Raw genomic sequence first — 14286 nt, forward strand, 5'->3', positions numbered from 1 at the left:
TTGCCGGGTTGCTGTTTAAAGACTACTCGCCTCACTTAAAATGTCTATGATGGCTCTAATTTACTTCAATTAAGGGTTTTATCAAAATAAAAAAGAAGGCGTCCTTTACTTTTTGGACACCTTCTTTCTTTTTATACTTGCGCATGAATAAAAAGGAAATTCACCTCCACTACACCACCCTGCACCTCACTGAAGCAGATCGCGAAACACAAGATTTGGTACAGGAAGCACAGAGGGCAGCAAGTAGAGCACATGCTCCGTATTCGAAATTTAAAGTAGGTGCTGCTTTACTCCTAAGCGACGGTACTATAATAACAGGCAGCAATCAAGAGAATGCCGCGTACCCCAGCGGACTCTGCGCTGAGCGCGTGGCGCTCTTTCAGGTAGGCCATTTATGCAATGGTCAATCGATCCGAAAAGCAGCCATTGCTGTACCTCACGTCATGGGAGAGCAAATTATCCCACCATGTGGCGCATGCTTGCAAGTATTTGCTGAATATAGAAATGCACAAGACTCTGAGATACAAGTCATTCTAGCCAACGGGAGTGGTCATTTATTAGTTGCCCCCGACATAAGCACTTTTCTTCCTTTTTCGTTTACTAATAAGCACCTCAGTAGCGATTGAGATTTAGCCAGTTTCGGATAAATTTTCTCCTCATTCGTTAAAAAACAATTATTATTATGCATGCATAACTTTTTTAAGTATATTTGGGGCAATAAAATCCTTTCAATATGGAAACAACGACAAAAATTCCCATCAAAGGAGGTGAGTTTATAATACGAACACAGTCTTGGCAAGAAGTATTTACACCTGAAGACTTCACCGAGGAGCAGCTGATGATGGCAAATGCCTGTACTGAATTTATCGACAAAGAGGTATTGCCACAAAGACACAGATTTGAAGAGAAAGATTACGATTTCACCCTACAGATTATGAAAAAGTTGGGTGAACTGGGTATGCTCGGTATTTCAGTACCCGAAGAATACGGAGGCTTAGGCATGGGATTTAATACATCTATGCTGGTATGCGACCGAATTTCGGGGATATCTGGTTCACTTTCTACAGCGTATGGTGCACATACTGGTATTGGCACTTTGCCTATTTTGTTATATGGCACTGAAGAGCAGAAGAAAAAATATCTGCCAAAACTGGCAACCGGAGAGTGGATGGGTGCCTATTGCCTTACTGAACCAGGCGCTGGATCAGATGCTAACTCAGGAAAAACCCGCGCTGTGTGGAATGAAGCTGACCGCACTTGGAGCATCACAGGACAGAAAATGTGGATTTCTAACGCTGGCTTTGCCGACTTGTTCATTGTATTTGCCCGTATTGAAGACGATAAATACATCACAGGCTTCATTGTGGAGCGCGGTACGCCAGGCATGAGTTTCGGTGAGGAAGAAAACAAATTAGGTATTAGAGCCTCCTCTACGCGTCAGGTATTTTTTAATGACTGTAAAATACCCGCTGAAAACATGCTCGGTGAGCGCGGGGGCGGTTTTAAGATAGCGATGAATGCCTTAAACGTAGGCCGCATAAAACTGGCTGCTGCTGTAATGGACTCTTGCCGCCGAGTTACTTCGTTAGCTGTGAAGTATGCCAATGAACGCATACAATTCGGTGTGCCGATTTCGAGCTTTGGAGCTATACAGCAGAAGTTAGCTGATATGGCTACGCGTTCATGGGCCAGCGAATCAGCCACATATCGTGCTGGCCAAGACATAGAAGACAACATTGCTCGCCTGGAGGCTTCAGGACTCTCACCTCAGGAAGCAAAACTTAAAGGGGTAGAAGAATATGCCATCGAATGTGCCATTCTGAAAGTTCATGGTTCTGAAACGGGCTCTTTTGTAGCTGATGAAGGTGTGCAAATCTACGGTGGTATGGGGTACTCTGCCGATACTCCTATGGAGGCTGCATATCGCGATGTGCGCATTGCACGTATTTACGAGGGTACAAATGAAATAAACCGTATGCTTTCGGTAGGCATGTTGCTGCGCCGGGCACTGAAGGGACAACTCGATTTAATGACTCCGGCTATGAAAGTGGCCTCTGAACTCATGGCTATTCCATCGTTTGATACACCTGATTACAGCCAGCCCTTGGCTCAGGAGCTCGAGATCATCAATAATCTGAAAAAAGCCTTTCTGATGGTAGCCGGTAAGGCAGTTGAGAAATTTGGAATGAACGTGGAGGATGAACAAGAGGTGCTAATGAATGCAGCCGATATTTTAATTGAGACCTATGTGGCCGAATCAGCTGTGCTTCGCGCACTTAAGATTCTGAATACAAAAGGAGAAGAAGCCGCAAAATACCCAATCAAAATGGCGCAACTGTACACCTATTTGGCAGTTGAAAAAATTCAAAAAGCCGCTCGCGAAGCCATCTACAGCTTTACCGAAGGCGATGAGCAACGCATTTTGCTCATGGGGCTAAAGCGCTTTACCAAGTACCAACAACCGGTGAATCCGAAGGCACTACGTCGGGAAATAGCTGTTAAGCTCATTGCAGAGGGCAGATATTGCTTTTAGCACATAAAATTTACTCTTTATAAATCGATCCAGACTTCTTGGGAAGTCTGGATTTTTTATTACAAATACTTCTACTTCGTACTGCTCAAAAACTGATTGGTATAAAGAGACAAGTGCTGTTCATAATTCAGATAAGTTTGTTTCTAAGGAATTGATACGTTTTTAATAGTTATCGGTTTTAAAGGTTAGAGTCGTACGCCTAATACTGAGTTTGTACGGCCCACCACGCGTGTGCCCCATCGGGCATTTAGCCGATCGAGAGCGCTATAGAGGCGTTGTAGGTGTTCCTCTTGCTCGTCGAACAGATCGAGCTGACATACTCCGTGAATGAGCTTGCTAAACTTTACTCCGACCAGTCGTATTCGGAGTCTGCGGTCATAGAGTCGGTCGAAGAGGCTGTGCACCACAGGAATGAGCTTGTGATCGGCCTGGGTATAGCCTATGATCTGCTGGCGGCTTACCGTCTCAAAAGTGCTGTAACGAACCTTCACGGTCACGCAACCGGTCATGCGCTTTCGGTTACGCAGCTGCTGCGCCAGCTCTTCCGTCATGCCGGCTAATAGTCTTTTTACGGCCTGGTGGTCGATGGTATCGCGTTCGAAGGTTTGCTCTGAGCCCATAGACTTAGCCTCACTGTAGGGTTCTACGGGCGAAGGGTCGATGCCGTGTGCCTTTTTCCAGACATCTAAGCCATTGGCTCCGAAGGTGTGTTCGATAAGCCTGGCTGGCATCTGCTGTAGGGTGGCTATGCGCCGTATGCCGAGCTCATAGAGGGTGTTTTGCATCTTTTGGCCCACACCAGGGATGCGCTGTACAGGCAAAGGCGCCAGAAAGGGGCGCTCTGACCCGCGCTCTACCCGCAGGTATCCGGCGGGCTTAGCCTCGCCGGTGGCAATCTTGGCTACGGTTTTGTTTACAGAATAGCCCATGGATATTGGTAAGCCCGTCTCGCGCACAATGCGCTGCCTCAGCTCGCAGGCCCACCGATAGGCGTCGTAAAAGCGATCCATACCTGTGAGATCGAGGTAAAACTCATCGATCGATCGCTTTTCGTAAATGGGTGCAGCCTCGGCGATGATGTCGGTGACCAGGCGAGAGTACCGGCTGTACTCGTCCATATCACCACGTACAAAGACTGCATCGGGGCAGAGCTGTCGGGCCATCTTCACTGGCATGGCTGAGTGTATGCCATACTTGCGCGCTTCGTAGCTGCACGAAGCTACTACGGCGCGGTCGCTGCTGCCGCCTACTACCACGGGCAGTCCGTTGAGTTTGGGATTTTTAAGCCGCTCTACCGATACAAAGAAGGTATCGAGGTCCATGTGTGTAACGATTCTGTTGTCGCGCGCTGCAAGCTCCAGCATGTCCATACCGCATCTCTTTTTTGTTAATTATATAATCAATTAATAGAGTACAATATAATCATTTTGAGTGGTTGGAACAAGATGTAGAGGATAAGCCTGAGAATTTTTAATCGCTTGGAAATGGTTATGTTAAAGAGAAAGTTGAAGAGATGTGTATGGTAAGTGATGGTCGGCCACATGGACTGCATGTAGGCTAAGACTAACAGCCGTGGAGCATTACTTGGGAAATATCGCTGCTTGGGAGCAAAAGGTTGATATGTGCCGAAGATGCTGGTAGCATATGGCTCTGAAGGGTCTTTTATTTAACATTGGTGAAAATCTGTGGATAAGTCTGCGCAAATCTGTATTCTCAGTTTTAGTTTTCGATAAAAGTAAGGTTTTATAGAGCGGCCGGAGGCCGCTGCTGCGTGAGGGATAGGAGCGGATATGAGCCGCAGCGGGTGGGCAGCAGCACTCTGGGAGCGGATGGCTGGCCCAAAGGGCAGACAACGCACCCAGACAGTGATGCGCCCACGCGCAAGGCGAATATGAGCGGATAGCCCGACCCGAGCAGCTGCCTGCAAGGGCAATGCTGCGAGGGGCACGCCCAAATAAATAACAAAGAAAAGAAAATGAAATTGGAAATGAGTGCATAGGCTGTAATTTCGGGCACTGAACTAAGGGAATTGTTAACTACCGATGACACCGATTGAATTGGAACAGAATAAAAACGAGGATTCGCTGAAGCTGCTGATTGGCGAGCTGAAAAGCCGACTTGATAAAGTAGCCCTGGGTGGAGGAAAATCAAAAATTGAAAAACAGCACCAACAGGGCAAATTGACTGCACGGGAGCGCATCGAACATCTGCTAGATAAGGATGCGCCCATGCTTGAGATTGGGGCATTTGCCGGTTGGGAAATGTATAAGGAACACGGTGGCTGCCCTGCGGGTGGTGTGGTGGTGGTGATTGGCTATGTGAGTGGCCGTTTGTGTATAGTAGTGGCCAATGATGCCACGGTAAAGGCCGGGGCGTGGTTTCCAATAACTGGTAAAAAGAATCTGCGGGCGCAGGAGATTGCGATGGAGAACCGCATACCGATCATTTACCTGGTAGATAGTGCAGGAGTGTATCTGCCGATGCAAGATGAAATTTTTCCGGACAAGGAGAACTTCGGACGTATCTTTCGGAATAATGCGATCATGTCGTCAGAGGGCATTACACAGATAGCAGCCATCATGGGTAGCTGTGTGGCTGGTGGAGCGTATCTGCCCATTATGAGCGACGAGGCCTTGATCGTAGAAAAAACTGGTTCCATCTTTTTGGCAGGTTCGTATCTGGTGAAAGCAGCCATAGGCGAAGATGTAGACAACGAAACGCTGGGTGGTGCGACAACGCATTGTGAAATATCGGGGGTAACGGATTACAAGATGCCGGATGACCCTACGGCTTTGCAAACCATTCGCAAGATTGTGGACAAGTTGGGTCACGAGCCAAAAGCGGGCTTCGATCGCGCAGAGGCTAAACAACCGGTGCGCGACCCGAAAGACATCTACAAAATACTGCCCGCCGATCGATCTAAACCGTTTAAAACCCGGGAAATCATTGAATGCCTGGTAGATGCTGACAGCTGGGTGGAGTACAAAGAAGGCTACGGCAAGACCATCATAACGGGCTATGCACGCATCGACGGCTGGGCTGTGGGCATAGTAGCCAACAATCGTGAAATTGTGAAGAACAAAAAAGGCGAAATGCAGTTTGGTGGTGTAATTTATTCAGATTCGGCTGACAAGGCAACGCGCTTTATTGCCAACTGCAACCAGAAGAAAATACCACTCGTCTTTTTACAAGATGTAACGGGCTTTATGGTGGGTAGCCGTTCGGAACACGGGGGCATCATTAAGGACGGAGCCAAAATGGTAAATGCCGTAGCTAACAGCGTAGTGCCGAAATTTACGGTGATTATTGGAAATTCGTTTGGAGCGGGAAATTACGCAATGTGTGGCAAGGCATATGACCCTCGCTTAATTGTAGCATGGCCTACAGCTCAAATAGCCGTGATGGGTGGCCAACAAGCTGCCAGCGTATTGCTGCAGATCGAAAAAGCTAATCGCGCGGCAAAGGGCGAACAACTCTCAGAAGAAGACGAAAAGGCCCTGCTGGAGAAGATCAAGAGCCGATACGATAGCCAAATGAGTCCGTACTACGCAGCTGCTCGACTTTGGGTAGATGCCATCATCGACCCGGTGGATACACGCAAGTGGATATCAATGGGCATAGAGATGGCTAATCACAACCCGAACATTAAAAAATACAATCCTGGGGTGATACAGGTGTAGAAGCTTAACTAAAAGTACTCTCACTCAATCGAACTCTTCACCCCAGAAACCCCTGCCTTTCTCGGCCTTGCCATCGTCAAGCAAATGAGTTTGACAGGCAAGGCGAAGACCTTTTTTTAGTCCATTTTTGAAGGGAGGGAAGTTTAGACGCCACTTTTCTAGAGGCGTGGGTTCGGAGCACAGAGCTGAGTCGATGCGAATACAACAGGTGCCGCAAGTGCCAAGGCCTTTGCAATTAAGCCATTGACTTTGGCCGTTGTGTGGCGAAAGGCCGGCCTCGATCAGCTGGTTTCGCAGTGGTTTGTCTGTAGTGATTACAAGGGTTTTTCCCTTAAATTCGAGTATTGGCATGGATAAGTCACTTTTGAAAAGTACGAGCAATTGGTTTTAAATGTTTTTGAGAAACATCTCATTCGCGTAGAAATGCTTAGTTAATACAAAAAAGGCAATAAGGATTTTTAATAAATCTTTTACATTTCTGCCATCGAATAGGTTTGGCATGAAAAAAATTCTATCTCTTGGCCTTTTTATTAGTGGCATTCAGTTATCTGCACAGTTTTACGATGCCGACACCTGGTATTACTCTTTTACGCTGGGTGGTGTCGCGAGTTATTTAAGTCATCAATACACATTTAATTCGGATATGTTTGATGCCCAGATGAAGCTAAATGTATCAGCCGGAGGTAATATTCATTATCGCTTGACACAAGATGTAAGCATTTTCGGAGGGGTGTACTATTTGAGGGCAGGAGGTAATTATGTCATCAATCGGCTAAATGCGCCTGCTTTTCGGCATTTTTCAATGAATTATTTTCAAATTCCCATCGGCATACAATTTCAGCCAAATAGATGGCTTTTTGAAGCAGGAGGCTATGCAGCTTATTTGCTTGCTTCGCGCGTGGTGATATACCGCGATGAGCAGATGGGCAGTCGAACGATCCATCTGTTTAACGATACCAATCTCTTTGACGGCGGAGTATTTGCCGGAGTAGGATATGGTTTTCAGCTTGAGTCAGATGCCTTTTTTACGGCAGGATTGAGGTATTATCAAGGGTTAAATGATGTTTTTGCTCCTGATTTTGGTCGGCGAGAAGCCAACTACAAAACGACCTTTCACCAGATTTTTTACCTTTATTTGCAAGCAGCTTACAGTTTTTAGATGCAAAAGCCTTTTTATCTGTTTGGCGCAGGAGGATTAGGAAAAGAATATTATCACTACATTCTCCAAACGTTTGACTTTGAAAGCGATTATGTTTTTAAAGGCTATTTAGACGACGCTGCATCAGGTCTAAGCTTTCGCAATCATCCGATTTTCAAGACTGAAGAAGCTAGTTTAGGTGATGAATGCGCTATGCTCTTCGCGGTGGGAAGCCCACAAGTAAAACGAGAACTCGATGAACGATATAAAAGCATTCGCATAGAATTTCCGGTGCTGGTTCATCCAAGAGCGATTCTTGTAGATCTCAATGGCATTAAAGTAGGTGAGGGCGCTGCTATCTGTCCCGGATCAGTGCTTACAACTGAAATCGTTGTGGGTCGTCATGTTCTGATCAATCTCAACTGCACAGTGGGCCATGATGCTCAAATAGGTGATTACAGCAGTCTGATGCCGGGCGTGCACATTTCAGGGCAAGTGCGTATAGGCAAGGAGGTGATGATTGGAACCGGCGCAGTAGTGTTGAATGGCGTTACCATAGGCAATGGCGCTACTGTAGGTGCAGGGGCTGTGGTGAACAAAGACGTGCCGGAGGGAGCAACGGTAGTAGGTGTTCCAGCTAAGCCTATACAGCGTTAATCTTTTAGAGCAAAGCGGATGGGCAATGCGTAGCGTACATTTACTGGGCGATTGTTTTGACGGCCAGGCGACCAGGCGGGCATGTTTTTTACAACGCGCAGCGCTTCCTCATCACAGCCGCCACCAATGCCTCTGGCTATTTCCACATCTCTGATTTGGCCACTTTTATCTACAGTAAATTGTACGATTACTACACCTTGAATGTTAAGCTCGCGGGCTATTTGTGGGTATTTGATGTTTTCGGCCAAATAGCGCATCAGCGCTTCCCTACCCCCAGGAAATTCAGGTTTAATCTCAACCACAGCAAAGAGCACATTTTCTGATTCATCTTCTTTCACTTTCACGTTTTGCTGATCGATCACCACGCTGTCGATGCCTTTTACTGTTTCTGTACCCGGATTAGCTTTTTGAAATTCTTCTTGCGTAGGCACGTAGGTTTCTTCGCGCACTTCCTCGTCTTTTTTGATTTCCGGCTTTACAAATTTTATTGTAGATACCTCTGCGGGTTTTTCGATGGTTTGCTGGGGTTGATTTACCATTTCAATGGGAGGTGGTTGCAGTAGCTGGGAATAAGAAACGACCGTAAGTTGTTCTACTTTGATGGCGTCCTTTTCGCGGGCTGATTTGATCTTGTACACTAACAGCGGACTACCATAGATGGCAAGTATTAAAACACCCGACACGAAGAGTCCTATCCATTCGCGTTTCCAGATTTTATGGCGCTCTACAAAACTTCCGTACAGCTTATTGCGTCGGTAGTAGAGCCATTCTTCCCATTGTTTTAGTTCATCAGGAAGTTTCATGGTTGTAAAAATTTGGATTCCTGATCGTTGAGTTCATCGAGGGCATACCGGTTGAGCCCGTGGTTATTCAGCGCGTCGATGGTGTGTACTACTGTTTCATAAGGAGCTGATGCTGTGGGCTTTATGAAAATTACTGGATCTTTTACTGAATTTTTAAAGGCAGTAAAAAAGTTTTCTGTTTGTTGGACGTCGTAAAGGAGCAGTTTTTTGAAATCTCCTTCGGGAAGTCCTTGATAATAAAGCACTGTATCTTGCTTGTACGGTATCAGAACCAATACCCTGGAGGCTTTAATAGCCGGACGCTCGCTCTCTTGTTGTTTCTCTTCAGCAGGCATAATCAGCTCCATGGCAAAGGGTCGTGTTAATGTAGTGGTGAGCATGAAGAAGGTGAGCAACAAGAAAGCCATATCCACCATGGGATTCATGTCGAGGTCAACCCCCGATTCGAGTATTTTCTTTCGCCAGCGCTGGGCTTTTTTAGAGGTGGTTTCTTTCATGGCTGTTTTTGAGAGGGCATTTTTTCGGTCAGCAGGTTGAAGCGAAGTATTTTGTTGTCGAGCAGCGTCTTAATCACTTTTTTCACGTGCTGGTACTCAGTGGCTTTATCTGCCTTAATGGCAACGCGTATGGATGGATTTACAACGCGTGCATATACTACCCAATCGGCCAATTCATTCGAAAGGCTATCGGTAGGTATCCCCTTCATCGGGTAAAACTTAAGATTTTCCCGGTCATTCAGAAGGTTTGGTAATTCTGAGATAGGCACACCAAAGCCGCTCAAAAGCGAAAAGTTTTCGATCTGATACTCTGAGAGTTCTAATTCATACCGACGGACTATGTGCTCGATGAGTGCCTTTTTTGAAAATTTGCCATCTATACCAAAAAACACTTGTCCGGAGGGATTTACGTAGATTGTCATCACACTCACTTCTGGCATGTGGATTTCGGCATTAGAAGTAGGTAAAATCACTTCAGTGGGGTCGTCGGTGCGAAAGGAAGTGGACAACATAAAAAAAGTGACCAGCAGAAAGGCCATGTCCACCATGGGATTCATGTCGAGCTTTACAATTTTGGGACGAGCCTTTTCAATAGCCATTTTCAGGCAGTTTGAAGTTTAAAATATTGAGCGATGGAAAAGTTGAGTTCGTCTATTGAGTAAATAATTTGCTCAATTTGAGTGGCTAAGTAGTTGTAAACAATAATGCCGACAGCTGCGGTTGGAATACCTAAAGCTGTAGTAACCAGTGCCTGAGAAATACCGTTAGCCAAACCTACAGCATCGGGCGCCCCTACGCGAGCCATCGAGGCAAAGGCTACAATCATACCCGTAACCGTACCCAACAGACCGATTAAAGTAGAAATCTGGGCAAGGGTAGAAATGACAACCATATTTTTTTGCAGGATGGGAATTTCGAGCTGAGTTGCTTCTTCGAGCTCGGTTTCGATCCAGGCAATTTTTTCGGCTTGAGTAGCTTCAGGATGCGCTTGTTCCCACTGATGATATGCCTGCAGAGCAGATTTTACTACATTTCCCAGTGCACCTCTGTGCTGATCGCATAGCGCATAGATGTCTTCCCACTTTTTTTGTTTCAAGAGGTTTCGAACCTCTGACACAAAAAGCTGAGTTTGAATCTGACCATATGCTCTGCGAAGTGTAATGAGCCTTTCGACGGCATAAGCGATAAGAATAATTTGAAAGGAAATAAGCACCACGACCAATGGCCCCCCTTTGTACATTACACCGAGATAATTGCCCTTGATGGGTTCTCCCGTATTAACACCCCCTACAAAGTTGCTTCCTGCACCAAGAATCTTTTCATAAATCAACCAAGCCAGCACGAGAGCAATTGGAATGACAAGTGCGGCAAACCAACGTTGGTAATTTTTCATTTTTATTTTTTTAGTAAAGCAAAGCTAAAAATCCTCTTACAAGATATGACGATTGTCAGATATTGATGTGTATAGAATAAAAAAACCGGCCCAAGGCCGGTTAGTAAAGATCAAAAAGTGAGAATGGGAATTTTATAGATCTTCAAAATCGAGAGACTTTTCTGACCGACGAGAAGAGAAATATTTTTCTTTATTGAAGTTTGGATCGTGTTTTTCAGAAATTACTTCTTCGCCTTTTTCATTGATGATAAATTCTGTAATATCGTCAAGCATCTGTTTGAAGGCGTTAAAATCCTCTTTGTAGAGATAAATTTTGTGTTTTTTGTAATAAAACTCACCTGAACCTTCAGTTAATTTTTTGCTTTCAGTAATGGTGAGATAGTAATCGTTAGCTTTAGTTGCACGCACGTCAAAAAAGTACGTTCTGCTTCCAGCTCTTAGAACTTTGGAATAAATTTCCTCTTTGTCCATATTGTCTTTCTCCTGCATGATGGTTAGTGTTGATATGCCACAAAAATATTTTTTTCCCTGAAAACAACAAATGAAATTTGGTAGATGTGTGGCTCAGAAATAAAAAATTCCGCTAACAGAGCGGAACTGGAAGTGCCCAGGACTGGACTCGAACCAGCACGCCCGAACGGGCACCACCCCCTCAAAGTGGCTTGGCTACCAATTTCAACACCTGGGCAAAATATTTTGGGGGAGTGACTCGGCTGGGGCTCGAACCCAGGACCCCAACATTAAAAGTGTTGTGCTCTACCTGCTGAGCTACCGAGTCTTGAGTTGTTATCTCGTTGTTTGGGGCTGCAAATATATGGCGATTTTTTATCTTTAATAGCCTCAATTTCCTTTTTAGAAAAATTTCACAATCTCGGGTTTAAGGCATCATTTCAATTCTACGCTTTGATTCATGTTATGAATTTTTAAACGCGTGCAACCATTTGCATATCCCAATGCATCTTACAGGTGAGTATTTTTGAAAGTAATACGTGAATTGTCGTGAAGATAAGTGAGGATGAACTGATTGAGGCATTAAAAAAAGGCAAGGTGGAGGCACAAGAACGATTTTACCAGCGCTTCGCACCTAAAATACTTGCAGTGTGCTACAGATATCTGACTGATGAAGATGAAGCCGAAGATATGATGATTCAGTCGCTGTTAAGGGCGCTGCAAAATATTGCATCCTATAAAGCTGTAGGCACATTAGAAGGATGGGTAAAGCGCATAGCTGTAAACGAATGTCTGAAACAGCTCAGGAAAAAGTCTGCATTTCAAATGGTGCCACTTCACGAAGTAGAAGAGGAAGACAACGATTTTGCATTTGAAGATGCCGACATCACATATCTGCTCGACCTTATTCGCAGTTTACCAGAAGGCTATCGAACAGTCTTTAATCTCTATGTCATTGAAGGCTACAGCCATTCGGAAATCGCTGGGATGCTCGGTATTAGTATGGGCACATCAAAATCCCAGCTCAGCCGAGCAAGGGCTATTCTGAAGGAAAAACTTATGAAAACCCATCAAATTAATCGCTCAAATGAAAGGGAATATTGATCGATTTTTTAAAGAAAAATTGGAGGATTTAGAAATACAGCCAAGGCAGGAATCGAAAACCATTTTTCTAAAAAAAGCAGCTCAACATAAATCAAAGCAAATGTTTCGAGTTGCCACTGGTGCTTCAGCTGCTGTTATCTTGATTTTATCTAGTGGTTATTTCCTGATTAAAGATGTAGTTCAAACTCCAAAAACATCACTAACTATTTTCAAAGAAAATGAGAAATCTTCAGATGAAAACTTTAAACCTGGAGCATATAAAATTATTGATAAAGAAAATCATTCTACTGTGATCTATTCTAATGAAAAAAGGGTATATTCAAGAGGGAAATATGCCACAATAAAAAATGACAATCCAATTGAGGACAATTCTTTAGTTTTTTCACAGGTAAGTGATTTTAATTTTAAAGATACTACAGTGACGGAAACCACCGAAAATATTTCTCCAGCAAAGCCTGAAATAGAAATAAAAGTTACCGGTTTTTCAGAACAAATTGTCCATTATGCCATGGCTGAGTCTATGGAAAAGCAAACACAAATCACTTTTCAGCTATTAAATCAAAAATTTATCGTTCAATCGCCTGTAATCGAAGAAGTTGATCAGGCGTATCATCAATTGAAAAAAGGTATTAAAGATTTCTCTTTAGCTGATGCCAGCCGGACTATTTCAAATAATCTTTTTGATCGAATTTCATCAAGAAAAAACCAAAATCAAAATAATAATTAATTATGAAAAAAGTTCTGTTAACAGCAACGGTGCTATTCGGCACACATTTTATGACCAATATGGTAGCTCAGCAAAGAGGTTCTACTACTGATACAGTACCCAAAGTATCCATTAAAATAGAGGTGGACGGTACCCAAATAGCCATCAATACGCCAGACATACGCACAATCAGTGAGAAAGAACTCGACGAAGTCATTAAAAAGATTACCCGAAATGCTCAAAAAATTGCACACAAAATGCAGTTAATGATTCAACGGATTGAGTACTTGCGCGAACAGAATGCTCTGGATCCCCGTGAGGCTGATTCTCTTTTAAAAGAAATTGTAGAAGCAGTGGATGAGGGCTTAGCGTTCAGCAAGATGTCTAAAGACAATTGGAAAACGTATCTCGATGACCATTTTGAGAAAACAAATGATCAACTCGAAAGAATAGAAGACCGCATACAGGAACTCGAAAATGGTGCAGGTATAGCTTATCAGCCGCCTGCTGGAAATTTAAAAAAACCTGATAAACCTGGACTCTATTTCAAACGCGACTCTGTCCATGAATTTAAATTTCCGAAATACAGTTCAGGACATAAAGCATCTGTCTTCCATTTTTCATTTGGGGTCAATCAATTAGGTGATAACAGTATTTTAAACGCCGATTTGTTGCGCTCATGGACTTTTGCCATAGGCTTGCACGGCAATCGAAAATTTACCAAAACTAGTGTTGCAGGCCTGTATTACGGTCTCTCTTACCGATGGACAGCTTTTGGTTTGCCAAACGAAGTGCGCATGGTAGCAGCCCCTTCAGGTATTCAGTTTGTAAACGATCCACAATCCACAGCTACGCACAGCCGGCTAAGAAGTCAATCGATCGAAGTTCCACTACTGCTCACATTTTCGCACAAAAAAGGCTTCATCGACGGTTTTTATTTCGGTTTGGGCATGTTCGGCGGCTGGAGATTTAACAACAGTACATTCGTACGAGACCTTACAGCCAACAACGATATGAAGCGAGAAACAGTGACTTATGCAAATTTTCACATAAATCCACTCTACGCCGGTGCAAGAGCCATTTTTGGCGTTCGAGGCGTCACAGCCACGGTATCCTATGAATTTTTTTCTTATTTCAGAGAAAGAGCAAATCTCCCAACATTAAATCTTCTGAGTTTTACACTGGGTATTGATCTAACTGATTGAATTACACCCTTTTTTTCTGATTTATGTAAATGTCACTTGCCCCGGTTTCCAAACCGGGGTTTTTCCTGTATTTATAGAAAAAAACTATTGGAAGTAACTTTTAAGTGTATGTACATTTGT

At 44.2% G+C, this 14286-nt stretch carries 15 protein-coding genes and 2 tRNA genes; 8 read left to right on the forward strand and 9 right to left on the reverse strand.

Annotated features, from left to right (window positions below):
* Positions 1–143 precede the first annotated feature (143 nt).
* Together cdd and EIP89_RS07965 are read left to right on the forward strand one after the other, a co-directional pair.
* Positions 144–626 (forward strand): cytidine deaminase, encoded by a 483-nt coding sequence (gene cdd / locus EIP89_RS07960; protein WP_124398149.1) that lies wholly within the window; start codon positions 144–146, stop codon positions 624–626.
* Between the two features lie 107 nt (positions 627–733).
* Entirely contained in the window at positions 734–2533 is a 1800-nt protein-coding gene (locus tag EIP89_RS07965; RefSeq protein WP_124398150.1) for an acyl-CoA dehydrogenase FadE, read from the forward strand.
* Between the two features lie 185 nt (positions 2534–2718).
* On the opposite strand, the gene dinB is transcribed toward EIP89_RS07965, so the two are convergent.
* On the reverse strand, positions 2719–3903 hold the full coding sequence (gene dinB / locus EIP89_RS07970) for a DNA polymerase IV (RefSeq protein ID WP_218019351.1): 1185 nt from the start codon (positions 3901–3903) through the stop codon (positions 2719–2721).
* A gap of 672 nt (positions 3904–4575) precedes the next feature.
* On the opposite strand from dinB, the gene EIP89_RS07975 reads away from it, so the two are divergent.
* The gene (locus EIP89_RS07975; protein WP_371851065.1) at positions 4576–6213 is read left to right on the forward strand and encodes an acyl-CoA carboxylase subunit beta; all 1638 of its coding nucleotides are present in this window, start codon (positions 4576–4578) and stop codon (positions 6211–6213) included.
* A gap of 24 nt (positions 6214–6237) precedes the next feature.
* Here the strand turns inward: EIP89_RS07975 and EIP89_RS07980 are convergent, their stop codons facing one another.
* The gene (locus tag EIP89_RS07980; protein ID WP_124398151.1) at positions 6238–6564 is read right to left on the reverse strand and encodes a 2Fe-2S iron-sulfur cluster binding domain-containing protein; all 327 of its coding nucleotides are present in this window, start codon (positions 6562–6564) and stop codon (positions 6238–6240) included.
* Between the two features lie 148 nt (positions 6565–6712).
* On the opposite strand from EIP89_RS07980, the gene EIP89_RS07985 reads away from it, so the two are divergent.
* Positions 6713–7372 (forward strand): porin family protein, encoded by a 660-nt coding sequence (locus EIP89_RS07985; RefSeq protein ID WP_124398152.1) that lies wholly within the window; start codon positions 6713–6715, stop codon positions 7370–7372.
* Entirely contained in the window at positions 7373–8008 is a 636-nt protein-coding gene (locus EIP89_RS07990; protein WP_124398153.1) for an acetyltransferase, read from the forward strand.
* On the opposite strand, the gene EIP89_RS07995 is transcribed toward EIP89_RS07990, so the two are convergent.
* The 7 genes from EIP89_RS07995 to EIP89_RS08025 all read right to left on the reverse strand — a co-directional run bounded on the left by EIP89_RS07995 (position 8005) and on the right by EIP89_RS08025 (position 11479).
* A complete protein-coding gene (locus EIP89_RS07995; RefSeq protein ID WP_124398154.1) occupies positions 8005–8811 on the reverse strand; it encodes an energy transducer TonB in 807 nt (268 codons plus the stop codon). The genes EIP89_RS07990 and EIP89_RS07995 overlap by 4 nt on opposite strands.
* Positions 8808–9308, reverse strand: a complete 501-nt coding sequence (locus EIP89_RS08000; protein WP_124398155.1) for a biopolymer transporter ExbD — start codon at positions 9306–9308, stop codon at positions 8808–8810. Before EIP89_RS08000 ends, EIP89_RS07995 begins: the two co-directional genes overlap by 4 nt.
* On the reverse strand, positions 9305–9907 hold the full coding sequence (locus EIP89_RS08005) for an ExbD/TolR family protein (protein ID WP_124398156.1): 603 nt from the start codon (positions 9905–9907) through the stop codon (positions 9305–9307). The genes EIP89_RS08000 and EIP89_RS08005 overlap by 4 nt, the downstream gene beginning before the upstream one ends.
* A gap of 2 nt (positions 9908–9909) precedes the next feature.
* Complete coding sequence (locus EIP89_RS08010; protein WP_124398157.1) at positions 9910–10701, reverse strand: MotA/TolQ/ExbB proton channel family protein; 792 nt, start codon at positions 10699–10701, stop codon at positions 9910–9912.
* 132 nt (positions 10702–10833) lie between these two features.
* Complete coding sequence (locus EIP89_RS08015) at positions 10834–11190, reverse strand: PUR family DNA/RNA-binding protein (RefSeq protein WP_124398158.1); 357 nt, start codon at positions 11188–11190, stop codon at positions 10834–10836.
* A gap of 115 nt (positions 11191–11305) precedes the next feature.
* Positions 11306–11389 (reverse strand) — tRNA-Leu (locus EIP89_RS08020).
* A gap of 17 nt (positions 11390–11406) precedes the next feature.
* A tRNA-Lys gene (locus tag EIP89_RS08025) sits at positions 11407–11479 on the reverse strand.
* 221 nt (positions 11480–11700) lie between these two features.
* On the opposite strand from EIP89_RS08025, the gene EIP89_RS08030 reads away from it, so the two are divergent.
* Genes EIP89_RS08030 through EIP89_RS08040 form a run of 3 tightly spaced genes read left to right on the forward strand, consistent with a single transcriptional unit; the run spans position 11701 to position 14166 of the window.
* Positions 11701–12255, forward strand: a complete 555-nt coding sequence (locus tag EIP89_RS08030; protein WP_218019352.1) for an RNA polymerase sigma factor — start codon at positions 11701–11703, stop codon at positions 12253–12255.
* Positions 12239–12982, forward strand: coding sequence for a hypothetical protein (locus EIP89_RS08035; protein WP_124398160.1), 744 nt, complete (start codon positions 12239–12241; stop codon positions 12980–12982). The genes EIP89_RS08030 and EIP89_RS08035 overlap by 17 nt, the downstream gene beginning before the upstream one ends.
* 2 nt (positions 12983–12984) lie before the next feature.
* A complete protein-coding gene (locus EIP89_RS08040) occupies positions 12985–14166 on the forward strand; it encodes a coiled-coil domain-containing protein (RefSeq protein WP_124398161.1) in 1182 nt (393 codons plus the stop codon).
* Positions 14167–14286 lie beyond the last annotated feature (120 nt).

Origin of the sequence: Thermaurantimonas aggregans (assembly GCF_003851885.1) — a bacterium.
GTDB lineage: Bacteria > Bacteroidota > Bacteroidia > Flavobacteriales > Schleiferiaceae > Thermaurantimonas > Thermaurantimonas aggregans.